This window comes from Neoroseomonas terrae, from assembly GCF_018129025.1.
GTDB lineage: Bacteria > Pseudomonadota > Alphaproteobacteria > Acetobacterales > Acetobacteraceae > Neoroseomonas > Neoroseomonas terrae.
On record NZ_JAAEDI010000011.1, the window covers coordinates 145,617 to 168,337 of the forward strand.

19 protein-coding genes are annotated in these 22,721 nt (G+C 68.5%); 8 read left to right on the forward strand and 11 right to left on the reverse strand.

Annotated elements, in window-relative coordinates; genetic code table 11:
- Window positions 1-287 precede the first annotated feature (287 nt).
- Complete coding sequence (locus GXW78_RS11760; protein ID WP_211868952.1) at window positions 288-1,292, reverse strand: Bug family tripartite tricarboxylate transporter substrate binding protein; 1,005 nt, start codon at window positions 1,290-1,292, stop codon at window positions 288-290.
- A gap of 242 nt (window positions 1,293-1,534) precedes the next feature.
- On the opposite strand from GXW78_RS11760, the gene GXW78_RS11765 reads away from it, so the two are divergent.
- Both GXW78_RS11765 and GXW78_RS11770 read left to right on the forward strand, forming a co-directional pair.
- The gene (locus tag GXW78_RS11765; protein ID WP_211868953.1) at window positions 1,535-2,281 is read left to right on the forward strand and encodes a GntR family transcriptional regulator; all 747 of its coding nucleotides are present in this window, start codon (window positions 1,535-1,537) and stop codon (window positions 2,279-2,281) included.
- Window positions 2,282-2,328: 47 nt separating this feature from the next.
- Window positions 2,329-4,011 carry a M28 family peptidase gene (locus GXW78_RS11770; RefSeq protein WP_211868954.1) on the forward strand — a complete coding sequence of 561 codons (1,683 nt, stop codon included), beginning with the start codon at window positions 2,329-2,331 and terminating at the stop codon, window positions 4,009-4,011.
- A gap of 158 nt (window positions 4,012-4,169) precedes the next feature.
- Here GXW78_RS11770 and GXW78_RS11775 read toward each other — a convergent pair whose 3' ends face one another.
- Genes GXW78_RS11775 through GXW78_RS11785 form a run of 3 tightly spaced genes read right to left on the reverse strand, consistent with a single transcriptional unit; the run spans window position 4,170 to window position 7,322 of the window.
- Entirely contained in the window at window positions 4,170-5,528 is a 1,359-nt protein-coding gene (locus tag GXW78_RS11775) for a M20/M25/M40 family metallo-hydrolase (protein ID WP_211868955.1), read from the reverse strand.
- Window positions 5,525-6,277, reverse strand: coding sequence for an SDR family NAD(P)-dependent oxidoreductase (locus tag GXW78_RS11780; RefSeq protein WP_211868956.1), 753 nt, complete (start codon window positions 6,275-6,277; stop codon window positions 5,525-5,527). Before GXW78_RS11780 ends, GXW78_RS11775 begins: the two co-directional genes overlap by 4 nt.
- Before the next feature lie 10 nt (window positions 6,278-6,287).
- Window positions 6,288-7,322 (reverse strand): LLM class flavin-dependent oxidoreductase, encoded by a 1,035-nt coding sequence (locus GXW78_RS11785; protein WP_211868957.1) that lies wholly within the window; start codon window positions 7,320-7,322, stop codon window positions 6,288-6,290.
- Between GXW78_RS11785 and GXW78_RS28285 the strand changes: the two genes are divergently transcribed.
- Complete coding sequence (locus GXW78_RS28285) at window positions 7,321-7,449, forward strand: hypothetical protein (protein ID WP_272876838.1); 129 nt, start codon at window positions 7,321-7,323, stop codon at window positions 7,447-7,449. The genes GXW78_RS11785 and GXW78_RS28285 overlap by 2 nt on opposite strands.
- 275 nt (window positions 7,450-7,724) lie before the next feature.
- Here the strand turns inward: GXW78_RS28285 and GXW78_RS11790 are convergent, their stop codons facing one another.
- A complete protein-coding gene (locus GXW78_RS11790; RefSeq protein ID WP_211868958.1) occupies window positions 7,725-8,729 on the reverse strand; it encodes a Bug family tripartite tricarboxylate transporter substrate binding protein in 1,005 nt (334 codons plus the stop codon).
- A 64-nt stretch (window positions 8,730-8,793) separates the two neighbouring features.
- The gene (locus tag GXW78_RS11795) at window positions 8,794-9,552 is read right to left on the reverse strand and encodes an SDR family NAD(P)-dependent oxidoreductase (protein ID WP_211868960.1); all 759 of its coding nucleotides are present in this window, start codon (window positions 9,550-9,552) and stop codon (window positions 8,794-8,796) included.
- 126 nt (window positions 9,553-9,678) lie between these two features.
- On the opposite strand from GXW78_RS11795, the gene GXW78_RS11800 reads away from it, so the two are divergent.
- Complete coding sequence (locus GXW78_RS11800; RefSeq protein WP_211868962.1) at window positions 9,679-10,698, forward strand: ketopantoate reductase family protein; 1,020 nt, start codon at window positions 9,679-9,681, stop codon at window positions 10,696-10,698.
- A 524-nt stretch (window positions 10,699-11,222) separates the two neighbouring features.
- On the opposite strand, the gene GXW78_RS11805 is transcribed toward GXW78_RS11800, so the two are convergent.
- Both GXW78_RS11805 and GXW78_RS11810 read right to left on the reverse strand, forming a co-directional pair.
- Window positions 11,223-13,007: a lytic transglycosylase domain-containing protein gene (locus tag GXW78_RS11805; protein ID WP_246522072.1), complete on the reverse strand. Its 1,785-nt coding sequence runs from the start codon at window positions 13,005-13,007 to the stop codon at window positions 11,223-11,225.
- A gap of 146 nt (window positions 13,008-13,153) precedes the next feature.
- Complete coding sequence (locus tag GXW78_RS11810) at window positions 13,154-13,960, reverse strand: uracil-DNA glycosylase (RefSeq protein ID WP_211868966.1); 807 nt, start codon at window positions 13,958-13,960, stop codon at window positions 13,154-13,156.
- An 83-nt stretch (window positions 13,961-14,043) separates the two neighbouring features.
- Here GXW78_RS11810 and GXW78_RS11815 point away from each other — a divergent pair, with 83 nt between their 5' ends.
- Window positions 14,044-15,738 carry an electron transfer flavoprotein-ubiquinone oxidoreductase gene (locus GXW78_RS11815; RefSeq protein ID WP_246522073.1) on the forward strand — a complete coding sequence of 565 codons (1,695 nt, stop codon included), beginning with the start codon at window positions 14,044-14,046 and terminating at the stop codon, window positions 15,736-15,738.
- Window positions 15,735-15,977, forward strand: coding sequence for a hypothetical protein (locus GXW78_RS11820; protein ID WP_211868968.1), 243 nt, complete (start codon window positions 15,735-15,737; stop codon window positions 15,975-15,977). Before GXW78_RS11815 ends, GXW78_RS11820 begins: the two co-directional genes overlap by 4 nt.
- Window positions 15,978-16,062: 85 nt before the next feature.
- Here the strand turns inward: GXW78_RS11820 and GXW78_RS11825 are convergent, their stop codons facing one another.
- The 3 genes from GXW78_RS11825 to GXW78_RS11835 form a co-directional block, all read right to left on the reverse strand.
- A complete protein-coding gene (locus GXW78_RS11825; RefSeq protein ID WP_211868969.1) occupies window positions 16,063-17,871 on the reverse strand; it encodes a glycosyltransferase in 1,809 nt (602 codons plus the stop codon).
- 2 nt (window positions 17,872-17,873) lie between these two features.
- On the reverse strand, window positions 17,874-19,922 hold the full coding sequence (locus tag GXW78_RS11830) for an FkbM family methyltransferase (protein ID WP_211868971.1): 2,049 nt from the start codon (window positions 19,920-19,922) through the stop codon (window positions 17,874-17,876).
- Between the two features lie 388 nt (window positions 19,923-20,310).
- The gene (locus GXW78_RS11835; RefSeq protein ID WP_211868973.1) at window positions 20,311-20,931 is read right to left on the reverse strand and encodes a Tat pathway signal protein; all 621 of its coding nucleotides are present in this window, start codon (window positions 20,929-20,931) and stop codon (window positions 20,311-20,313) included.
- Window positions 20,932-21,020: 89 nt separating this feature from the next.
- On the opposite strand from GXW78_RS11835, the gene GXW78_RS11840 reads away from it, so the two are divergent.
- Together GXW78_RS11840 and dctP are read left to right on the forward strand one after the other, a co-directional pair.
- On the forward strand, window positions 21,021-21,662 hold the full coding sequence (locus GXW78_RS11840; RefSeq protein WP_211868975.1) for a NeuD/PglB/VioB family sugar acetyltransferase: 642 nt from the start codon (window positions 21,021-21,023) through the stop codon (window positions 21,660-21,662).
- A 7-nt stretch (window positions 21,663-21,669) separates the two neighbouring features.
- On the forward strand, window positions 21,670-22,638 hold the full coding sequence (gene dctP, locus GXW78_RS11845; RefSeq protein ID WP_211868977.1) for a TRAP transporter substrate-binding protein DctP: 969 nt from the start codon (window positions 21,670-21,672) through the stop codon (window positions 22,636-22,638).
- Window positions 22,639-22,721 lie beyond the last annotated feature (83 nt).

Consider the following 22,721-nt stretch of genomic DNA (forward strand, 5'->3'; position numbering starts at 1 on the left):
CCGGCTCCAGCTTGCCAGTGCTGTCGTTGAACGCCATCGACAACTATCGGATGGCCTGCTGGTTTGAGACGATGCTGCACAGGCCTTCATCACCGACTTCGACATCCAGCGGCACTGCCAGACCTGGAGCAGAACCGCTGGACTTCCCATCGCTTCCGGACTGGCGGAGGAAGACAGTATCGCGAGCGTCCAGCGTCACCGGGCGCAGGGCAGCCTGGGCAACCGTGGTGGCGACGCTCAGCTTGCACGGCCGCCGGCTGCGCCGGACGCATCGCGAGACGCGCCTGTCAGCCATCCATCCGGATGCCGGCCGTCGTTATCACCCGGCGCCAGCGATCCACGTCGAAACGGATGAACTGATCGAGCTCCTCCGGCGTCTGAGTCATCGGCGAGAGGCCGAACTGCGCCATGCGCGCCGCGAAATCCGGCTGGCGCGTCACCGCCGACACGGCATCGGCCAGCTTCTGGCGGATCTGCGCCGGCAGGCCGGCCGGGCCCATGATCGCGATCCAACCATAGAAGTCGTAGTCCGGCACGCCCTGCTCGGCGATCGGCTTGATGTCCGGCACGAACGGCGACGGTTGCTTCGACGTCACGCCCAGCGCGCGCAGCCGGCCTGCGCGTACCAGGTCGGTGGTCGCCGACAGCGTATCCGAGGCGAGTTGGATCTGGCCGGACAGAAGGTCATTCATCGCCGCCGCGGAGCCTCGATATGGCGCATGGGTCAGGTCGACCCCCGTCAGCGTCTGGAACAGGGCCATGGCAAGATGCTGTGTCGAACCATTGCCCGAGGAACCGTAGAAGATCCTCCCCGGATTGGCCCGCGCATAGGTGATCAGCCCCTGGATGTCGTTCACCGGCAGGGAAGGATGCACGACGAAGAGATGCGCGCCGATCGCAACTGACCCGATCTGCGTGAAGTCGCGCACGGGGTCGTAGGGAAGGTTAGGATAGAGGCTCGGCGCTATTGTCAGCGGCCCGGCATTGGCGATGCCGATCGTGTACCCGTCGGGCGCGCTGCGCGCGATGAATTCGGTTCCGATCGTGCCGCCGGCACCACCACGATTGTCGATCACCACGGGCTGGCCGAGGATTGGCATCATGCGATCCGCGACGAAACGCGCCACGAGGTCGGAAACGTTTCCCGGCGGATAGGCGACCACGAGGCGGATCGGGCGGCTCGGGAAATTGTCGGTCTGCGCGATGGCGGGCAGCGATACGGCACCGCCCAGAAGCGCCACGGCGCCCTTCAGGGCTCGGCGACGGCCGGCCCTCGTCCTCGATTCAGTCATTCGGGTCTCCTGACTTGGCCTTTGGCAGTTGGCCGGCGCTCCCTGCGCGTGCTCCGCCGCGCATTTGCGCCGAATGCGGTAGCTGCGCGACCGACCCCATCGGTACTACGCGGCTTGCGGACCCGGCGTTGATCCAGGGTAAGGTGATGGCAGAAGATTGACAAGCATATTAGAAGATTGTAGGACAATCTTACGTAGAGCTTAGAATTTGAGTCTCCCGGGCAATTGGCTAAGGAGCTTTCATGGACGAACACGAAGATCAGCTCGACGTCATGAATGACGGGTCCCTGCTCGTTGCCGGGCAGGCGGTGAGCCTGCGTTCACTGGTCGCAGATCGCCTGCGCCTCGCCATCATCACCGGCCGCTTCCGTCCCGGTCAGCAGCTTCGCGAACGTGAGCTCTGCGAACTAACCGGTGTCAGCCGCCCATCGCTCCGCGAGGCGCTGCGTGTGTTGGAGGCGGAAGGTCTGATCTCGACCATGCCGCACCGCGGCCCCGTCGTCGCTGCGCTGACGCCGGATGAGGTCGATCATCTCTATGCGCTGCGTCTCGTGCTCGAAAGTTTTGCCGCGCGCGAGTTCGCCCGACTGCGCCGGCCGCACGATATCGCCACGCTCCAGGCCACTATGAAGCGGCTGGACGATCTGCGAGAGAGCGGCACGCCGCTCGAGCTGCTTGAAGCCGGCAGTGCGTACTACCGCACCGTGGCGTCGGGAAGCGGCAACCCGTACTTGGCACAAAGCCTCCAGGCGCTGCACAACCGTATCGCGCTGATCCGCTTCATCTCGCTGCATGAACGCGATCGCAATCGACTGACCTTCACGGCGCTGCGCGCGATGATGGAGGCAATCATCGCCGGCGACGAAGCACTGACCGAGCGGCTATGGACCGAGCATCTGGCCGCGATCGGCACGCGCGCGCGGACCATCGTGGAGGCCGGATACCGCCTGGCCGATGCCTCGGGCGCGTCCACCCCGTCCGCCGCCTGACCCAGCTCCGACCCGGCGCCGGACCGACTGCCCCAAGGAGATACAGCATGACCAGCATCGTGGCGCGCGCGGAGCGCGCCGTGGCGATCGATCGCGTGGACACGGCGGAGATGATGCGCCACCTGACGCACATTGCGCGCTACGTGAAGCTCAGCGGCACGGCCGAGGAAGCCGAGAGCCTCGCCTATATTCGCCGGGTGATGGATGGCTACGGCTACGACACCACGCTGATCGAGCACGACGCCTATATCAGCCTGCCCGGGACGGCGCGGGTGATGGCCGGCAACACCGAATTGAAGGCCATCACGCATTCGATGTCGCAATCCTCTCCGCCGGATGGCGTGACGGGACGGCTCGTCTATGTCGGCGATGGCGGCGAGGCGGATTTTGCCGGCAAGGATGTCCGTGGCTGCATCGTGCTCGCCGAGGGCATTGCGACGCCGCCGGTGGCGCTGCGCGCCTCGCGCGCCGGCGCGGTCGGCCAGCTGCACATTAGCCCGCACGAGCATCTGCACGAGATGTGCCTGTCCCCGGTCTGGGGAAATCCGTCGGATCAGACGGCGGCGAACCTGCCGACGACGGTTGCCTGCACCGTATCGGACGTGGATGGCGGCGCGCTGCGGGAGGCGCTGGAGCGTGGCGAATCACCCGCCGTGACGCTGTTCGCCGAGGTCGATACCGGTTGGCGCAAGACGCCGATCCTGGTGGCCGATCTGCCAGCCGATCCGGCCGCGGCGGATGAGCCCTTCATCCTGTTCTCGGGCCATCACGACACCTGGTACCACGGTGTGATGGATAATGGCACCGCCAACATCACCATGATGGAAGTCGCGCGGCTTTGCGCGCAATCGCGCGATGCCTGGCGGCGCGGGTTGCGCCTGTGCTTCTGGTCCGGCCATTCGCACGGCCGCTATTCCAGCTCGGCCTTCTATGCAGACACGCATTGGGATGAGCTGGAGCGCCGCTGCGCGGTGCATGTGAACATCGACAGTGTTGGCGCGGCGGGTGCCAGTATTCTGTCCGAGGCCCCGACCGCGATCGAGCTGACGGCGCTCGCGGCCGATGTCATCGAGAAGCAGTCCGGCCAGGCGTTGCGTGCCAAGCGCATCGGTCGCGGTGGTGACGAGAGCTTCTGGGGTATCGGCATCCCGGCGATGTTCATGGCCTTCAGTGAGCAGGCGCCGGGCAAGGTGAAGCTGCGTCACGCGCTCGGCTGGTGGTGGCACACGCCAGGCGACCTGCTGGACAAGATCGATCCGGAGAATCTCGCACGCGATGCGCGCATCTACCTCGAGATCGTCGATCGCCTGCTGACGGACGAAGTGCTGCCGATCGACCATGATGCGCAGATCGCTGCGCTGCGGGCCGAACTGGACAAGCTTGGCGGCACGGCAGCGCACGGCATCCCGCTTGATACGCTTGATGCCGCCGCGGCGACTGTGCTGAAGGCACTGTCGCGTGCGCGGGCGGGCTGGCCGGCGGACCGAGTGAACTGTGCGATGATCCGGCTTTCCCGCGCGATCGTGCCGCTCGACTACACGCGTGGCGACCGCTTCACGCATGACGCGGCCATGCCGCTGCCGGCCTGGCCGGTGCTTGATCCGCTGCGGCGCCTGGCGGCCGCCATGACCGGCACGGATGAGTCGAAGCTGTTGGCGGTATCCGCCCGGCAGGCTCGCAATCGCGTCGCGCACGCGCTGCGGGAGGCGACGGCGGCGCTGGCCGAATGAGGGCTGGTGCGGGGAGAGGGCCCACCTCTCCCCGCACGGCACCGCCTTGCAGCGTATTGCATCGGGACGGCGCGCACCGATGCCAGTGGCTGAGCGGGCCATCACGGCCGCTCTGGTAGCCTGATCGCGAGGGGAGAAGCGCGCCCCTGGCCTCTCGATCAGTTGCTCGCACCGCCGAGCAGCGCCAGCAGCGCGGCACCGGTCCTGATCCCCTTGTGGAAGCAATCCAGCGTCAGGTTCTCGTTCGGTGCGTGGTTCGCTTCATCCGCGTTGGCGTAAGGGATCTGTACGGCGGGGGTGTTGAGGATCTTCGTGAACACGTAGTCCGGCAGGCTGGCGCCGAGGCTCGGGTAGATCAGCGGCTCGGCGCCTTGGCCGATGGCGACCGCCTGGCGCAGCCTGTCCGCGAAGGGCATGTCGAGCGGCACGCGGGAGGGAAGCATGCCGCCGCCGGGGATGAACTCGACATCCGGCGCGTGGCGCCGGACATGCGCGGCGACCTTGGCGAGCACCTCGTCCGGTGTCTGCCCTTCCACCAGGCGCATGTCGCACTTCACGGTGGCTTCCGCCGGCAGCACGGTTTTCGGGCCTGGGCCGCCATAGCCCCCGTGGAACCCGTTGATGGTCAGCGTGGGGTGGAACATCAGCCGTTCGTAGAAGCCGCGATCCCGTGGCGCGTCGAGGTCCGCGAAGCCCATCTCCGCCTTCAGCGCGGGCAGGTCGAGCGGCAGGCGCGCGATCGCTGCGCGATCGAGGTCGGTCGCCGGCACGACGCTGTCATAGAGCCCGTCGATGGTGATCTCGCCGGCGGCGTTTTTCATCGTGCCGAGCAGATGCACCAGCTTCCAGATCGCATTCGGCAGGACGTTGCCGAAGTTGCCGGAATGGGCGTCGCGCTTCGCGGTGCGCGCGCGCAGCTCGAACTTCGCCACGCCGCGCACGCCGAAGGAGATGATCGGCAGGCCTGACGGATGCATCGGGCCGTCGGCGGTGATGACCAGGTCCGCCTTCAGCCGGTCGCGGTTCGCTCGGACGAAGTCGGCGCAATGCGGGCTGCCGATCTCCTCCTCACCTTCCAGCAGCACGACGACATTGCAGGGCAGGCGCCCATGCACGGCGAGGTGGGATTCGATCGCGAGAAGCTGCGCGAAATGCTGGCCCTTATTGTCCCCGACCCCGCGTGCATAAAGCCGTCCGTCGCGGATCGTCGGTTCGAAAGGTGGGGAGAGCCACTTGTCCAGCGGCTCCGGCGGCTGCACGTCATAATGCCCGTACAGCAGCACGGTCGGCTTGCCCGGCGCGCCATCCCAGCGCGCGAGCACCATAGGATGGCCGTCGGTAGCGATGGCCTCGGCCGTCATGCCGAAGCCGTTCAGCGTGCCGACCAGGATCTCCGACACCTCGCGGATGCCGATGTTCTGCGCGCTGATCGAGGGATGCCGCACATACTCGATCAGCCGCTGCAGGAAGGCATCCCGGTTGGCGTCGATATGGGCGAGGACGGGCTCGAGGCTCATATCCGCCCGCTATCGACCGACAGGATCTGGCCGGTGATCGACGCCGCCTGTTCGCTGGCCAGGAACAGCGTCGCATGGGCGATGTCCTCGGCCTGGCCGAGACGCCCCGTGCTGAGGCCGGCGAGGACCTGGGCCTTCCTCTCCTCGCTGTAGCCTTCCCATTGGTCGCGCGCATCGGGACCCGACAGGATCAGCCCCGGCGCCACGGAATTGACCGTGATGCCCTGTGGCCCGAGCCCGACGGAGAGCTGCCGCGTCAGCCCGATCACCGCATGCTTCGCGGCGGTGTAGGCATGCAGCCCGGTGCGGCTCGCGCGCATCGCGGCGCCGGAGGAGATCAGGATGATGCGCCCCCAGCCTTCCTTGGCCATGACCGGGGCGGCGGCCTGGGAGAGCCAAAGGCCGCTCTTCACATTCGCATCCATGATGCGATCCCAGTTCTCCTCGGTGATCTCGGCGAGCTGAAGCCCGCCGAGGCCGCGCGGCCCGCCGGCGGCGAGCGCCAGTATGTCGAGCCGCCCTTCCTGGGCGGCCACCGCCTGAACGACCGAAGATGCCGACGCCTGGTCGGTCAGGTCGGCGACATGGGCGGTGATGCCGAGTTCCTTCGCAACGCCCTCGATGCGCGGATCGCGATCCACCACATGCACGCGCGCGCCGCTGTCGCGGAAGGCAACGCAGATCGCGCGGCCGATGCCTTGCGCGCCGCCGCTGATGAGGGCCACGCGCCCGTCGAATCGGATGTCCATGGGTAGTCCCTTACCAGCAGTGGCCGCGCGTGGCGGGCGGCGTCCAGACGCCGGCCTTCGCGAGCAGCTCGAACACCGGCTTCAGCCGCAGCATCTCGTCCGCCGCCCAGAGCGGCATGCGGAACAGCAGCCCGTCCACGCCGTGGTCGCGGTTCGCGGTGATGATCTGCTCGGCGACCTCGGCCGCCGTGCCGGCAAAGTAGGGAAAGGTCCCGGGCGTGGCGTCGTTGTGGCGCAGCTTGGCCATCTGCGCCGCCCATTTGCGGCCGGCCTCGCCCTCCATGCTGCCGAGCAGATCCTCCATGAGGCGTTGCGCCTCGCCCGGCGTGTCGCGCACGAGCACGTCGGCCAGCGTGAGCACGCGCGGCAAGGTGTCGCGCCCCGCCGCCTGGCAGAGCCCGGCCAGCGAGGCATTGACCGCCGGCATGTCGGTCATGCTGGCGGGCGACGCGAACATGAAGTCGCAATGCCGCACCGTGAAGCGCCGCCCGCTGTCGGAGGCAGCCGCGCAGACCAGGACAGGCCTTTCCGGCGGGAAGGGGCCGCGCATCTTGCCATGGGCGCGGAAGTAAGAGCCGTCATAGTCCACGCGGCCTTTGCCACCCCACACGCCTTCGCAGATGCGCACGGCGTCCTCGGCGGCCTCATAGCCGCGGGCGCTGTCAGGCAGGGTGTCGATGCCGAACAGGCTCGCCTCGTAATCACGATAGCCGTTAACGATATTCCAGCCCCAACGGCCGCCGCTCAGCCAGTCGAAATGCGAGCCGAAACGCGCGATCTGCACCGGATGGAAGAACTGCGTGTGCAGCGTGGTGATGATGCCGAGATGCTTCGTCGCCTGCATCAGCAGCGGCGTCAGCACGATGGCGTGCAGCGAAGGGTCCTGGAAGCCGAAGCCGCTCGCTTCCTCGGAACTCGGCGCATAGCCGTCACCGATCAGCGTGAGATCGAGGCCGACTTCCTCGCAGGCATGGGCTAGCGCGATGTGGTTCGCGAGGTCCATCGCATCGGGGTTGAGCGATGCGACCTTCGCCGATGGCAGCATGGTCTTCGCCTTCGGCCAGAAGGTGCCGAAGCGCATGGAGCTGTCGTTGGACCGCGGCTTGCGGGTGCTGGATGCGCTCATCTCAATGCAGCCCGGCTGGAGCGGATTGCGTCAGGCCGCGTGCTGACAGGGACATTGGCTCACTCTCCATCGACGCCTCATCGGGGCCGCGCAGGATCGAGCCCCGGGCGCGGAACCTAACGGCTTGACGGATAGGTGACAAGCATTTCGTCAGTTTGTCAGACAAAAAATCGATGCGCGGCCGAAGGCGATGCCGCGCCTGTCGCACCCGAACTCGCGCCCTGACTGATGGAAACGGCCCAATCGACGCGGCCCCGGAGCGCAGCCGCTGTCGGGCCAAAAAGGCCGGGGGGAGCCGCCCCCGGCCTCGGATTGCTATCGCTACTCGACCCGTGCGCCGGAAGCGCGGACGAGCGGCGCCCAGGCCACCACTTCGTCCGCCACGTACCGGCTGAAGCGCTGCGGGTTCCAGCCGAGCATCGGCGGCGTGCCCATCTCGTTGAAGCGGGCCGACAGCGCCGGGTCGGACATCGCCTGCTCGATCGCCGCGGCCATGCGCGTGACGATCGGCGCCGGCAGATTGGCCGGGCCGAAGATTCCATACCAGGAATAGGCCTTGTAGTCGGGCAGCCCCACCTCGGTCGCGGTCGGCACGTCCGGCAGCAGCGTCGAACGCTCCGCCTGGTTGACGAACAGCACCTTGGCCTGTCCGGCCTCGTGGAACGGCTTCAGCAGGGACGGGATGTCGTGGGTGAACTGCGTCTCGCCGGCGATGAGGGCCGTGAAGCTCGCGCCCGCGCCGCGATAGGGGACATGCTCGGCCCGCGCGCCGACATGGCCCAGGAAGTTGGCGCTGGCGATGTGCCCCGTCGTCCCGATACCCGAGCTGCCATAGGAGTAGGCGCCCGGCCGAGCCTTCAGTGCCGCCACGAAAGCATCCAGCGTCCGCACGTCCCAGCCGCGGGTCGTGACGGCGAGGCTGGTCGGGATGAACACCGTCGGCGCGACAGCCGTCAGGTCGCGCACGGGATCATAGGGCAGGTTGGGATACAGCGTCGCCGCGATGCCGGTCGAGGACAGCGTGGCGAGCGCGAAGGTGTAGCCATCCGGTGCCGACTTTGCGACGAAATCGGTGCCGAGCGTGCTGCCGGCGCCGGGCCGGTTCTCGACGATCACGTTCTGGCCCAGCACCTCGCCGAGCTTCGGTGCGAGCAGGCGCATGGTGACATCGGTGCCGCCGCCGGTAGCAAAGGGGACGATGATCTTCACCGGGCGGTTCGGCCAGGCGTTCTGCCCGCGGGCAATGGCCGGCAGGCCGAGCGAGCCGCCCAGGCCGGCGGCGAGGACGAGACGACGTGTCGGGGCTGCGGAGACTGCTTGCGTCATCACGGGAATCCTTCGGTATCGAGAACAGGAGACGCCTCGCGGCGCCCCCTCCGCAAGCGGATCGTCAGAACGATCCGCCATTGACCGGCAGCACCTGCCCGGTCACGAAATCCGCGAGGTCGGAGGAGAAGAACATCACCGCCTTCGCGATGTCCTCCGCCTCTCCCATGCGGCGCAGGGCGAGGCCGTCGATGACACGCTTCTGGCCTTCCGCCCCGTAGCTGTCCCATTGCTTGCGCGTGCCGGGCGAGACGGCGAACAGGCCAGGGGCGACCGCATTCACGTTGATGCCGAAGGGCCCCAGTTCCTGCGCCAGTTGGCGCGTCAGCCCGATCGTCGCGTGCTTCGCGCTGGTATAGGCCTGGATGCCGGTGCGCGACGCGCGCAGTCCGGCGCCGGAGCTGATGTTGACGATGCGGCCGGTGCCCGCCCGCTTCATGCCGGGCACGGCGGCCTTCGCGGTGGCGAAGGCGGCGTCGAGATTGACGTCGAGGATAGCGCGCCAATCGGCGTAGCTCGCTTCCTCGATCGGGGCGAAGCGGCGGCCGAGCACGCCGCCGGCATTGTTGACGAGGACGCCGACGGGGCCGGCATCGGATTCGATTCCCTGGATCCATGCAGCGACGGCGTCATGATCCGTCAGGTCCAGCGTCGTGGCATGGATGCCCGGCCGGTCGGCAGTGGTTTCCGCGAGGCCGGCGGCATCGAGGTCCGCGGCGAAAACGCGGGCGCCGCGCAGTGCGAAGGCGCGCGCCGTGGCTTGTCCGAAGCCGGTCGCCGCGCCCGTGATCGCCACGATGCGCCCATTGAAGTCGAGATCCACGGATCACCTCATTTCCCTGCGCCCCGCCGGAGCCGCGGGGCTGTCGAGGCCGGCCGCGATGTGCCACCCTGTATGTTCGCAGTCAATCAGATTGACAGACAATTCATTCGTTTCAGGAGCTGTGCCATGGCCGAACCGATCGTCATCTGGGGTGCGGGCGCGATCGGCGGAACGATCGGCGCTTACCTCGCCCGCGCCGGTCATGACGTGACGTTCGTGGATGTGGTGCCCGAGCATGTCGCGGCGATCGAGGCGGGCAAGCTGACGATCGAGGGGCCGATCGACAGCTTCACGACCGGCGGCAAGGCCGCGACGCCGGACCGCGTTACCGGCAAGCACAAGCTGATCATCCTGGCGGTGAAGGCGCATCATACCGAGGCGGCCACCCGCGCGCTCGCGCCGTATCTCGCCGATGACGGGGCGGTGGTGTCGTGCCAGAACGGCCTAAACGAGCTGGTGATTGCGGAGATCGTCGGGCGGGAACGCACCATCGGCTCCTTCGTCAATTTCGGCGCCGATTACCAGGAACCCGGGCGCATCCTATATGGCGTGCGCGGCGCGGTGGTGGTGGGCGAGCTGGATGGCGCGACCACGCCGCGCATCACCGCGCTGCATCGCCAGCTGCGGGTCTTCGAGCCCGACGCGGTGCTGAGCGACAACGTCTTCGGCTACCTGTGGGGCAAGGCCGCCTACGGGGCCATCCTGAAGACCTCGGCGCTGACCAATGATTCGATCGCGGATTTCATCGCTGACCCAGCGCGCAAGGCGCTGATCCTCGCCTTCGTACGGGAGATCCTGTCCGTCGCGGCGGCGGAGAAGGCGAGGCCGCTCGGCTTCGACGGCTTCGACCCGCTGCCCTTCCTCGGCGACGACATGGCGGCGATCGATGCGACGATCGCGCGGATGGTCACCTACAACCGAGGCTCTGCGAAGACGCACAGCGGGATCTGGCGCGACCTGGCGGTGCGTAAGCGGCAGACCGATGTGGCAGCGCAACTCGCACCGGTGCGCGCCGCGGCGAAGCGGCACGGCGTGCAGACGCCGCTGGCGGATACGCTGGTGGAACTTATCGCAGGCATCGAGCAGGGCACGCTGCCTCAGAGCGGCGCGCTGGCGGACCGGCTTGCGGCTGTTATCCGTCGCTAGTCGAAGGCGCCTGACCAGAGAATCTCAGGCTCCGGTCCCCACCCGCTGCCGGGCGAAGATGTTCGAACCGCCAACCCCAGGCATGCAACGCGAAACGTTGGGACCGCCGCTCAGACCGAGATCGTCACGTATTGGGATCGTCGGTCGCGTGTCCCCGATTTGAACTCGCGTCGGCGAGGCCCCGGCCCGACGGGCCTGCCTCGTCATGAGATTATACTCAACGGCCCTATTCGGGACCGTTCGCATCGGCTTCTTCATGCTCTCAGGCGCCGGGCGCAATCTCCGGTTTGCTTGGCTTTCACCGGATTACCGGCGGGCCGTATTCGCGGCCTCGGACCGGTCAGCAGTGGCGCCGCGCACAAGAGGCACGCCGGACCTTCCCCGCACGCTTCGCGCGCAGGAGCGGGTTTCGGCGTCGTTCCTGCCGCGTTGCGCGGCGCCAAATGGAGGATTGCAAAGGCCCTTCGGCCTTTGCTGGGGTGGCTTGGAGGGGCAACGCCCCTCCAACGACGCGGCCGGCCCGCTCAGTTGACCGCCACCCGCCCCGCACCAGCCTCGAACATCGGAAAGGCCCCGCGCACCAGCGCTTCCAGACTGGGTGCCGGAAGCCCCAGCCGCGATGCGTAGATCCACGAATATGCCAGCACGCGCTGCACGTGCAGCCGCGTCTCCTCGATCGGGATCGCCTCGATGAACAGGAAGGGGTCGTCGCGGTGCTCCGCTGCCGGCAGCCAGCGCGCCAGGTTCCCCGGCCCGGCGTTGTAGGCGGCGAGCAGCCGGATCAGGTCGCCCCCCACGCTCTCCTGCCGCGCCAACTGCAGCAGGTACCGCTGCCCGATATCCAGCGACAGCGCCGGGTCGTGCAGCCGTGCGGCGCCTTCCGCGCGGAAGCTCGGGTCGTTGGCGATGTAGGCGGCGGTTGCCGGCATCACCTGCATGATGCCGCGCGCCCCGGCAGGGGAGATCGCCCTCGGGTCGAAGTTGGATTCCTGCCGGGCCAGCGCGTAGATCAGTGCGGGGTCGATGCGGAATCCCTGGGCCGGCTCCAGCCGCGGCAGCGGGAAGCGCTGGAGGTCGCGCGGCCTGCCATCCGCCCCCTGCGCCAGCCCCGCGAGCTGCGCCCCCAGGTTGGTCATCCCGGCCCGCGACGCCACGGCGAGCATGGCGCCGGCCAGTGCCGCATTGCCCCGCGCCGCCGGCCACAGGGCACGCAGCTCCGCCTCCGCCCGTGCCGTCTGACCGACCTGGAGAAGGGCGAGCGCCCGCCACCCGCCCGCCGATTCCGCCAGCGCCGCGGCCCCCGCCTCGGTCGCCGTGCCATGCCACGCAAAGCCGGCGGCCAGGCCGAGCGCCCGCCGCGCCAGCAGGCCATGGAAGGTACGCGGCTCCTGCGCCGCCTGGAGCATCCAGGGAACGTAGTGCTGCGGCCGGCGCGCCCGCACCGCCGCCCGCGCCGTCCAGAAGGCCGCCGAGGCGCGCGCCGCCGCCGAGCCACCTTCGGCCCGCGCGGCCGCCTCGAAGTAGGGCAGCGCTACCTCGTAGCGTCCGAGGCCCCAGGCAGCGAGGCCGGCGGCAAAGGCCGCACGGCCGGTCTTCTCGCCCCCGCCGCGGGCGACCTCGCTCGCCATGCGGAACGCGACCGCATCCTCCCCCCGCCGGAACAGCGCCAGCGCGATCTCCGCCCGCAGCGCCGCCGAGTAGGCCGGCGTCATTCCGCGGGTGCGGCGTATCTGCTCCAGCGCGCCGCGCGTGTCGCCACGGAAGGCGCGCTCGCGCACGTCGCGGTCGAGCGCGGGGTTTCGGCTGAAGCCACGGGTGGCTGGCTCGCGCTCCTCCGGCACCGCCTCGCCGTCCTCGGGGAGCGCCGCTTCCGCCGGCACGGGCGGCAGAGCCGCGCCCTGTGGCGAGACCCGCACCAGCAATGCGTGGATGCGTGGCGCGTCCGGCTCGTCGGAATGACGTTCGAGCCAGACGCGAAGCTCCTCCGTACGCGGCGGCGTGGCCCGCGGAGCGAGCCAGCGGTCCGCGAGGATGGCGCCGTCCAGGCGCCGGTCGCGCAGCGACTGGTGCTCGCGCTGGGCCGCAGCCTGCTCGCCGTCGGCCTGCAGCCGGAAGATGCGCGCGATCCGTGTCGCATCGGTAGGGGCGAGCGGTCGCGGTAGCTCGGCGGCGCCCCTGCCCGGCACGGGCGTCTGGAGGGCTGCCGAGGCGGTCTGGTCGGCCCGCTGCGCCGCAGCCGGAAGGGGGGTTCCGAACCACAGCGGCGCACCGATGGCAGCCAGGATGGCGGCCGGTGCACGACGGGCCATGGGGCAGATCGCTCGCATGGCGAGTCGCGACTAACGGGCCTTAAGCCAGGCAAGCAATGGCGATCTTCGGGACGAATCCCGCAATTCCAGATCGCGTCGAGCGCCAACAGCACGTTGCGGAGGGTTTTGAAGCCGGTCTCTCGTGATCATTCCGTTATGCTGCGTCGCAGCATAAGCAAATCCGCCCAGGCGTCACGTTTCGCCGCCGGGGTGCGCAGCAGGTAGGCGGGATGCAGCGTCGCCAGCGCCGGCACCTCGCCGAGGCCATCGACCGGGATCCGGTGCCACTTTCCGCGCAGCCGCGTGATCCCCTCCTTCACCCGCAGCAGCGCCTTGGCCGATGTGCCGCCGAGCAGCACCAGATGGCGCGGCCGGACCAGCGCGATTTGGCGCAGGACGAAGGGCAGGAACAGCGCGATCTCGGCATCCGTCGGCGTGCGGTTGCCGGGGGGCCGCCAGGGCAGGATGTTGGCGATGTAGAAGCCCCCGCTGTCCCGGCTCCGCCCGATCGAGGCAAACATCCGATCGAGCAATTGCCCCGACGGCCCGACGAAGGGACGGCCGAGCCGGTCCTCCTCGCCGCCGGGCGCCTCGCCGATCAGCATCAGCCCGGCGGCCGGGTCGCCGTCGGAAAAGACCAGGTTCGTCGCGGTGTCCCGCAAAGGGGAGCCATCGAAGGCACGGATCGCGTCCCGCAGGTCATCGAGCGTCGCGGCGCGCGCGGCGGCCTCGGCGGCCCGGCCGGCGGCGGGGGGGGTTACGACGGGCGGCAGGCTCGCGACGGCCCGCGGACCAGGCAAGGCCCGTTCCGGCGGCGCGTCGGGTGCAGCGATGGCCATGGCGGGGCGCGCCGGCGCGCTGCGGTCAGGCGGCGCCTCGGCCAGCGCCTCCTCCGCCCCCCAGTCCAACTGCAGCGCCAGCGCCGCGAGAAGCGCCGCCCGATCATGCCCCATGCACGCATATCGGCCCGGCGCGGGGTTCCGTGCAACCCAGGCTGCGGCTACATGAACCCCTCAATACAGGAGACCGCGGGGACATGTCCGTAGAGCGCGAGGCCATGGAGTTCGACGTCCTGATCGTTGGTGGCGGCCCGTCCGGCCTGGCCGCGGCGATCCGCCTCAAGCAGCTCATGCCGGATTGCGCCGTCTGCCTGGTCGAGAAGGGGTCGGAGATCGGCGCCCACACGCTGTCGGGCGCGGTGCTGGAACCGCGGGCACTCGATGAACTCATCCCCGACTGGCGCGACGACCCGCCCGCCCTGGCGACGCCCGCCAAGGATGACCGCTTCATGTTCCTGACGGAGACGAAGGGCTTCAAGCTGCCCACGCCGCCGCAGATGAACAACCACGGCAACTACATCGTCTCGCTCGGCAATGTCTGCCGTTGGCTCGGGACGAAGGCTGAGGCGCTCGGCGTCGAGATCTATCCGGGCTTCGCGGCCTCCGAGACGATCATCGAGGAAGGCCAGGTGAAGGGCGTCGTCGCCGGCGTCATGGGCATCAACCGCGAAGGCGAGGAAGGCCCGAACTACCAGCCGGGGATGGAACTGCGCGCGACCTACACGCTGTTCGCCGAGGGCTGCCGCGGGTCGCTGACCAAGAAGCTCGAGGCCACCTACAATCTGCGCGACGGCGTGCAGCCGCAGACCTACGGGCTCGGCATCAAGGAACTGTGGGAGATCCCGAAGGACAAGCACCAGCCCGGGCTGATCTGGCATTCCACCGGCTGGCCGATGAAGTCCGACACCTATGGCGGGTCGTTCCTGTATCATTTCGGCGAGAATCTGGTGGCGGTCGGCTTCGTGGTCGGCCTCGACTACCCCAACCCCTGGCTGTCGCCCTTCGACGAGTTCCAGCGCTTCAAGACGCACCCGCTGGTGAAGCCCTTCTTCGAGGGCGGCAAGCGCATCGCCTATGGCGCGCGCGCGATCAATGAGGGTGGGTACCAGTCGATCCCGAAGCTGGTCTTCCCGGGCGGCGCGCTGATCGGCTGCACCGCGGGCTTCCTGAACGTGCCGAAGATCAAGGGCAGCCACACGGCGATGAAGTCCGGCATGATCGCGGCGGAGACGGTGGCCGCCGCGCTGTCGGGCGAGGAGCGGCCGCCGGTGCTGGCCGACTACCCCACCGCCATCGAGAATTCCTGGGTCTATGAGGAGCTGAAGGCGGTGCAGAACATCCGCCCCGGCTTCGCGAAATGGGGCTTCTACGGCGGCATGGTGAATGCGGCGCTCGAGACCTATGTCGCGAAGGGCAAGTTCTGGCAGCTCGGCCACCACGCGGACAACGCATCCCTGAAGCCGAAGGGGGACGCGCCGCGCATCACCTATCCGAAGCCGGATGGGAAGCTCACCTTCGACCGTCTCTCCTCGGTGTTCCTGTCGAACACCAACCATGAGGAGGACCAGCCGGCGCATCTGAAGCTGCGCGACCCGTCCAAGTGGTTCGGCGAGAACTGGGTGAAGTATGCATCCCCCGAAAGCCGCTACTGCCCCGCCGCGGTCTATGAGGCTGTCGGCTCCGAGGCGGAGCGCGAGCTGAAGGGCACGCCCGACGCGCAGGCGACCGGCGAGGGTGCAGAGGTCGAGGCCGGTGCGCCGGGCGCGCGGCTGGTGATCAACGCGCAGAACTGCGTCCACTGCAAAACCTGCGACATCAAGGATCCGAGCCAGAACATCGATTGGTGCACGCCCGAGGGCGGCGGCGGGCCGAACTACATCGGCGGCATGTGAGTACGCCGCATCCCGTCATCGGCGTGCTGCGCGCGGGCATGCTGCTCGGCCTCGGCTGGGTGGTGGCCGCGGTGGTCGCCTGGCAGGCCTTCGGCATGCTGTGGGCGTTGCTGCTGCTGTTCGTGTGGCTGATCCTGCAACGCTTCTTCCACCGCGCGGTCCAGCATCTGGGCACGGCGGTGGCCGCATCCGCGCGCCGGGACGCACCCCGGCCGCCCCATGAGGAAACGCCACGCTGACGATCCACGGCCTCGCGCAGTCGCGCGCTTCCTGGATCGAGCAGCACCTCGGCCGTTTCTCCGCGCGGCACGGCCTTCGGTGCCGTCAGCTCGCATCCCGTCTGATCGACGCTTCCGCGCTCAGCCGCCCTGCCCGCCGCGCCACCTTGTTCACAGCGGGGAGCCGCACCGCCTGCGCGCGCTCCTGCCACCGTACCAGCGAGCGTTCCATCTCCGCCGGCGGATGCGACAATGTCCAATTGTCCTTGGACGATGATCGCCAATGCCATTCCGCCGTCGGCATCCCGCTGAAGGCAAAGGGAGTCCGGCCGGCCATCAGCAGCATGAAGAACGTGTCCTCGGCCAGCTCGATGCGCGGGCTTCTCAGGGCTTCCTGATCCAGCACCGATCGGCGGCAGATCCAGCAATTGTGCCCGATGAAATTCCGTGCCGGCAGGAAGCTCTGGAAATCCTCCTCGCGGCAGGCGAACAGATCGGCCCGCTCCTCGATCACGTTGCCCGCCGGTCCTTTGAACTGCGGCGGTGTTGCGTAGTGGCCGTCCTCGTCCTGCACGAGCACCAGGCCGGAATACGCGAAGCCGCAGCCCGGCCGCCGTTCCAGCAGCTGCGTCAGCGACTCGACATGGTTCGGATGGATCGCGTCGTCATCATCGAGGAAGCCGAAGAAATCGCCGCGGACAGCGTTCGCCCCCGCCCACCAGGCGGCGGACCGACTGCCGTTGTTGGGCACGACGATGTGGTTCAACCAGCGGAATCGCGACCGGACCTTCGCCAGCAACTCACCCAGCCCCTCAACCGGATGATACTGCACCACGGTCAGTGCCATGGCCGGATAGGTCTGGGCCACGAGGCTGCCGAGCGCCCGCGCCAGCGTCGCTGCCGAGCGTGATCCGACGCGCACCACATACTCCACGACCGGCGCCGCGGCGGGCTCGGCGGCGCGGACGGAGACCATGCCACGCGCGCCACGCACGCGGTCGACGAATGCTTCCACGGGGCGCAGCATCGCCTCGAGCGTCAGATGCTGCCGGAACAGCGAATTGGCGCGTGCGGCCAGCTTCGCTGCACCAGACGGATCCTGTTGTGCCCAGCGCAAATGGGCAAGAATCTGGGCGGCGAGCTGCGGCGCCGGCAGGTCGGGATCGACGTAGAGAACGCTGTCGCGGAACCACTGTCGCGGGAACTCGAAACTGTCGCAGATGATGAGCGCTCCGGCGGCCGCCGCTTCGAACAGGCGCATGGACGGGCAATTCGCTTCACGATGCGCGGCCTTGTGCAGGCAGAGGGCGACACCTGCCTCGCGAAGCGCCCCCAGCACCGATGTACCGTCAAAGGGAAGGCTGCCGGCGTATTCGGCGTGGCCCTTCCAGATATGTTCCGGACCATACAGTCGTAGCGGCGCCCGGCCTTCAAGCTCCCGGAAGACGGCGCCGTGCCGGCTGCCATCCCAATGCACGCCGGCATACATGATCGCCAATTGCTGGGGCAACGGCCCGGCAGGCCCCTGATCCGGCGTCGAGGGCAGCATCAGATGCTCGCCCAATACCGGCGGCTTCCCACAGCCGGTCAGGAAATCATCCACCCAGCGCGCCACCGGTTCCGACCCGCAAAGATGCCCGTCGTGGCTCAGGATCGTCTGCCGACGGATCGGGTCATCGGCGAAGAAAACCGGTGGGCTCCACATCAGCGCAAGTGTGGGAGCGGACGTGATCTTCGCTGAGAATTCGTGCGTCAGCAGCACGCATTCCGGGTGAACCCGACGAATGTCGTCGGAGGTTACGACCTCCACCGCATCGTAGCCGATGCGCTCGCAGGCAATGACGGCGCGGCGGATCCACTCCGCCTCGGCGCTTTGCGGATGGTTGGGAAAGCTGTGCTGGATGGCGACGCGCATGCTCAGCCCGCCGAAGCCGCCGAGGCAGGCGCCCGGACAAAGACGCCATCCACCTGAAGCAGGACGCCGTTGCGCGGATCCGCAAACTCCGGACCGAGCGCGATACAGCGGAATCCCAGCGCGGCAAGTTGCGCGCAGAGATCCAGCATCGCCGGAGCACCATCGTAGAGTGGCGTGAGGGACATTTCGCAGAGCACCACCTCGACCCTGCCGATATTCCGCTCCAGCCCCTTCAGCACTTCGGCTTCGAAGCCTTGGGTGTCGATCTTCAGGCCAATGCTGGTGCTGCGGTCGGTGAAGGTTCGATCGATGAAGTCATCGAGGGATACGACGGCACAGTGTTCCTGGTCCACGTAGCCGGATTCCGGGGCAGCGCTGAGATGCCGCTGCAACATCGGCAGAAGGGAGGAGCTGTAGGAGTTGCCGGCGACGTGGATGGTCGCCTCTCCCTCCTGCGCGCCGACCGCGCAGCGCGGTGCGATCGACCACAGGGGATCGGCCTCGGCCCGCGCTGTCAGGGCAGCGTGCGCTTCGCTGAGCGGCTCGAAGCTGATGATGTGGCCCGCATAGCCCATCGATCGGAGGCCGGCGCCGAACTGCCCCGCATTCGCGCCGACGTCCAGGACGACGTCGACCGCCGCGCGGCGGCATTCGGCGAAGAAGCGCCCGGTCGTGTACTCGATCAGCGCGGCATAGCCGCTCGATTGCGCCACGACGGGTGGTGCTTCCGCGCTGGTGCCCAGCTTGCTGGCCATGACCGGTGGCTCGATCGATGCCGGCTGGTCTTCCCATGGCAGACGCTTCGCCAGCCCGATCCGCTGCCCAAGCCTGCGCCAGCGGGAACGCCCCAGATCGCCGCGATGCTGCGCCAGGCGTGTGATCTCCGCCGCCAGGCGCTGTTCATCCTGCGCCGTTGCCAACAGTCCCGGCGCGAGAAGCGTTGGATCAGGCGCCCAGTCCGCCTGCTCCCAGTCCGTCGGCTTGGCCAGGCGGAGGCGACGCCCCAGCCGGCGCCAGCGCGAGCGGCGCACGATATCGTCGATGTCAGCCTGCAGCTGGCGGAGAACCTGCTGCGGGATCTCGAGATCCGTCACCGGCGCGGTGCCCGGTGCCCTCGGCGCCTCCGCGACCGCGGCGATCATCTCAAGTCGCTGCTCCGCCAACGCCTGCGCGGCGACAAGCCCGCGTCTCAGCCGACTGAGTTCGGTCGCCTGTGCCTGGACCACACGGAGCAGGCCGGCGGCGTCATCGACCTGGCTGGAGATCGGCACCTCGCTGATAAGCGCGAGCGCCGGCGCCGGGGAGAACCCGTGGCGAATGCGGAGCTGCTCGAGCTTCTGCTCCAGCGAAAGGATCGTGGCGTCGCGGAACCCATCGTTGATGTTCACGGGCACGCGAAAGGCTTCAAGGCGATCTCGCCGCTCTTGCGCGACGTAGAAGCGGTTCAGCCCATCGAACCAGGCGAATTCGTACCCTTGCGCGAGCAACCCGGGCTCCCACGCTTCATGGGTCGGCTCGAGCGTAACCGGGCGTACCGCTTCAACCAGAATGATCCAGGGCCGCACGACGTCGAAGTGCCTGTCGGCCAGGACATCGTGTTCGGCACCTTCGACATCGATCTTGAGGAAATGGACGTCCTTGTCGGCGATCTCGTCGAGGACAGACGACAGCGTCCTCACCTCGACTTCATGCTGACTCACTTCCATGCCCGAAGCCAGGAGAGAGCTGGCGATACCTTCCTCGACGGTCGACAGTCCGCGATCGCCGAAGTCGAACAGCACGGCCTTGCCCGGAACACGGCCGAGCGCGAACTCCATCGTCTGGTCACGCTCCCGCTCTCGCCGCAGCTTCTCCGCGTAAAAGCGATCAGGCTCGATATTGATGCCCGACCAGCCGCGTTCGTAAAAGGCGAGGGTGACGGACAGATTGCGCGGATCATGCGCGCCAACATCGATGTAGAAACCAGCATCCACATCGTGGAGCGCTCGCCACAGAAGGACGTCCTCCCGATTTTGAGCGTACGATACAATACCGCTCGCCGGGTACGTCATTTGTTCACTTCATTGTGGAATTGGGAGGAAACTCCGATTCTCATTGTGCCCACCATGAAAATGGCCACCGATTTCATTTAATCGTTTGTATAGTGAACGCGATTCCTGCTGTTGACAATTAAAATGCTGCAGCGCGCACTAGCATCGCCTCCATCCCCTCATCGCCGCTACGGCACCGCGCAGCAGCGCTTGCCTTGCCCGGGTCGATGCCCGAATGCCCCTGACGGATCGTGGCGCGGCTTGCCATCGGTCGAATCGGGCTTGGCCGCCGGAGGCATCACCGTTTGCGGGCGGGTGAGAAACCCCCCGGGTCAGCGTTCCCGCAACACGGCGTCCGCCGATTTCGTGAGCTGAAGACCGCCGTCGCGCGGTCGACCGTGAATCGTCGTCAGCGCCAGACGAACTCCCGGATATTGCACGTCTCCACGTTCCGGCGTTCCAGCACGCGCCCGTCCATGAACACGATCCGAAGATCCGACGTGCAGCCCTCTCCACGCGGCAGTCCGATCGGCATCGACGCCCCCGGCGGCAGGATCTGGCGCGGCCCGAGCCGGTCGCTCCCCCAGCTCCGCTCGCTGCTCAGCGAGACGTAGATCTCGCGGATGGGTTCCGGCGTCCCGTTCACGAAGCGGAAGGACGGGTTGTTCACCACGCGCTCGGTCGGCGGTGGCGGCGTGGGCGCGAAGGGCACGTCGCGCCCGAAGGTGATGCGCGACAGCGTGCAGGCATGGACGCCGAGATGCCCGTCCTCCGAGCCGTCCGCGAAGCGCACCTTGATGTCCAGGTAGCAGTCCGGGAAGGTCGGCTCGACCCAGACCTGCATGCCCGGCCGCACCGGTCCGCGCGCCAGGATGTTCGGCCCCCATTCCTGCACCCGCGACGGGGAGACATTGGCCGACACGATCGTGCGGTCCGTGTTGTTCTGCAGCCAGAAGCGGTTCTGCGCCGCTGCCGGCGCGGCGCCGGCCAGCAGTGCGACCAGGGCGGCAAGGACGGCGAGGATGCGCATGGGCCCTCCGGTCAGGCATCAACCGCCAGTGTAGCCCGCTTCCTGCGGCATGGTGATGGCATGTCCCGCTTCCGGTGTAGGTTGCGGCGATGAACCACGGCAAGCCGGCGATCCTGGTGCTCGGTGCGGGCGGGCACGGCAAGGCGGTGCTCGACCTGCTGCTCGCCCATGGCGGCTGGCACGCCGCCGGCGTCATCGATGCGGCGCCGAAGGCCACCATGCTGCTCGGCATCCCCGTGCTGGGGGACGAGACGGCCCTGCCTGCCCTCGCGCAGTCGGGCATCGGCCACGCCCATCCTGCCATCGGCAACAACGCGCAGCGCCTGGCCGCGGCAGGGCGCCTGCGCGCCGCGGGGTTCGCCCTGCCGACGCTGGTGCATCCAGCCGCGATCCTCGGCCACGGCGCGACACTCGGGGACGGCACGGTGGTTCTCGCCCGCGCCGTCATCGGACCCGATGCACGCGTCGGTCGCCTCGTCCTCATCAACACCGGCGCCATCGTCGAGCACGACTGCATCCTGGACGACGGCGCGCAACTCGCGCCCGGCGCGATCCTCGCCGGTGGCGTGCGCATCGGCGCCGGCGCGATGATCGGCGCCGGCGCGGTCATCCGCCCTGGCGTCGCCGTGGGTGCCGGCGCCATCATCGGGGCGGGGGCGGCCGTGACGGGCGATGTCCCCGCGGGGCTGACCGTCGCCGGCGTCCCCGCCAGGCCCCTGCATCCGGAGTAGCTGTCGCATGACGATCGCCCGCCGCCTGATCCTCGCCGCCCCGGCCATCGCCATCGGCGGCAGCGCCCGGGCACAGCCGGCCGGATGGACGGTCGCGACGGAATACCCCGCCACCTCCATCCCCGGCGAAGGCGTGACGCATTTCGCCACTGCCGCCACCGCACGCGGCGTGCCGACGACGGCCGCCACCGACGGGCCGGGCGGCTACCGCTCCGCGGCAGCCCTCTCCGCCCTCGCCGACGGTCGCTTCGCCGCCGTCGATTCCTTCGCCGGCTCGATGAACGCGGTCGATCCGCTGTTCCTGCTGTCCTCCCTGCCTTTCCTCACCGCGTCCCACGCCGATGCGGCGCGGCTGCGTGACCTCGCCCGCCCACACTACCTGGCCGCGCTGGAGAAGCACGGCGCCACGCTGCTCTGGACCACGCCATGGCCGCCCTCCGGCCTCTGGACGCGCCGCCCCGTCACCACGCCGGAGGATCTGCGCGGCCTCCGGGTCCGCACCTACGACGCCACCGGCACCGAGGTGCTGCGCGCGGCCGGCGCGAATGCCGAAGTCCTGTCCTTCGCCGAGGTCAATGCGCGGCTCGAGGCCGGCACGCTGGACGCCGTGCTCTCCTCCGGCGACGGCGGCGCCGGGCGGCAGCTCTGGCGCTGGCTGCCGAACTTCACCGAGCTCGACTACGCATGGCCGCTGTCGCTCGGCTTCGCGTCGAACGCGCGGCTGGCGGAACTGACGCCGGCGCAGCGCCAGGCCGTCACCCAGGCCGGGGCAGAAACCGAAGCGCGGCAATGGCAGGCCATCGTCGGCCGGCTGGAAGCCAACCGCCGCGTGATGCGCGACAACCAGGTCGCGATCCATGACCCGGAAGCCACCCTGCGGGCCGCGTTGCGGAGCGCAGCGGGCGGGGCGATCGGGCAGTGGCGATCGACGGCGGGTTCGGCCGCGGTCGCGATCCTGACAGCTTACGGGGTGTGATACGGGGCGAATGGAGAGGGGCTTTGCCCCTCTCCGAACCTCAGCCCACCAAAGGCCCGAGGCCTTTGCATGCGCTGTGGCCA

What these genes read in the sequence shown, in the direction of transcription:
- GXW78_RS11760 (WP_211868952.1), bottom strand. Translation starts at nt 1,292, where the DNA reads ATGACTGAATCGAGGACGAGGGCCGGCCGTCGCCGAGCCCTGAAGGGC.
- GXW78_RS11765 (WP_211868953.1), top strand. Translation starts at nt 1,535, where the DNA reads ATGGACGAACACGAAGATCAGCTCGACGTCATGAATGACGGGTCCCTG.
- GXW78_RS11770 (WP_211868954.1), top strand. Translation starts at nt 2,329, where the DNA reads ATGACCAGCATCGTGGCGCGCGCGGAGCGCGCCGTGGCGATCGATCGC.
- GXW78_RS11775 (WP_211868955.1), bottom strand. Translation starts at nt 5,528, where the DNA reads ATGAGCCTCGAGCCCGTCCTCGCCCATATCGACGCCAACCGGGATGCC.
- GXW78_RS11780 (WP_211868956.1), bottom strand. Translation starts at nt 6,277, where the DNA reads ATGGACATCCGATTCGACGGGCGCGTGGCCCTCATCAGCGGCGGCGCG.
- GXW78_RS28285 (WP_272876838.1), top strand. Translation starts at nt 7,321, where the DNA reads ATGGTCTTCGCCTTCGGCCAGAAGGTGCCGAAGCGCATGGAGCTGTCG.
- GXW78_RS11785 (WP_211868957.1), bottom strand. Translation starts at nt 7,322, where the DNA reads ATGCTGCCATCGGCGAAGGTCGCATCGCTCAACCCCGATGCGATGGAC.
- GXW78_RS11790 (WP_211868958.1), bottom strand. Translation starts at nt 8,729, where the DNA reads ATGACGCAAGCAGTCTCCGCAGCCCCGACACGTCGTCTCGTCCTCGCC.
- GXW78_RS11800 (WP_211868962.1), top strand. Translation starts at nt 9,679, where the DNA reads ATGGCCGAACCGATCGTCATCTGGGGTGCGGGCGCGATCGGCGGAACG.
- GXW78_RS11805 (WP_246522072.1), bottom strand. Translation starts at nt 13,007, where the DNA reads ATGGCCCGTCGTGCACCGGCCGCCATCCTGGCTGCCATCGGTGCGCCG.
- GXW78_RS11810 (WP_211868966.1), bottom strand. Translation starts at nt 13,960, where the DNA reads ATGGGGCATGATCGGGCGGCGCTTCTCGCGGCGCTGGCGCTGCAGTTG.
- GXW78_RS11815 (WP_246522073.1), top strand. Translation starts at nt 14,044, where the DNA reads ATGTCCGTAGAGCGCGAGGCCATGGAGTTCGACGTCCTGATCGTTGGT.
- GXW78_RS11825 (WP_211868969.1), bottom strand. Translation starts at nt 17,871, where the DNA reads ATGCGCGTCGCCATCCAGCACAGCTTTCCCAACCATCCGCAAAGCGCC.
- GXW78_RS11830 (WP_211868971.1), bottom strand. Translation starts at nt 19,922, where the DNA reads ATGACGTACCCGGCGAGCGGTATTGTATCGTACGCTCAAAATCGGGAG.
- GXW78_RS11835 (WP_211868973.1), bottom strand. Translation starts at nt 20,931, where the DNA reads ATGCGCATCCTCGCCGTCCTTGCCGCCCTGGTCGCACTGCTGGCCGGC.
- GXW78_RS11840 (WP_211868975.1), top strand. Translation starts at nt 21,021, where the DNA reads ATGAACCACGGCAAGCCGGCGATCCTGGTGCTCGGTGCGGGCGGGCAC.
- dctP (WP_211868977.1), top strand. Translation starts at nt 21,670, where the DNA reads ATGACGATCGCCCGCCGCCTGATCCTCGCCGCCCCGGCCATCGCCATC.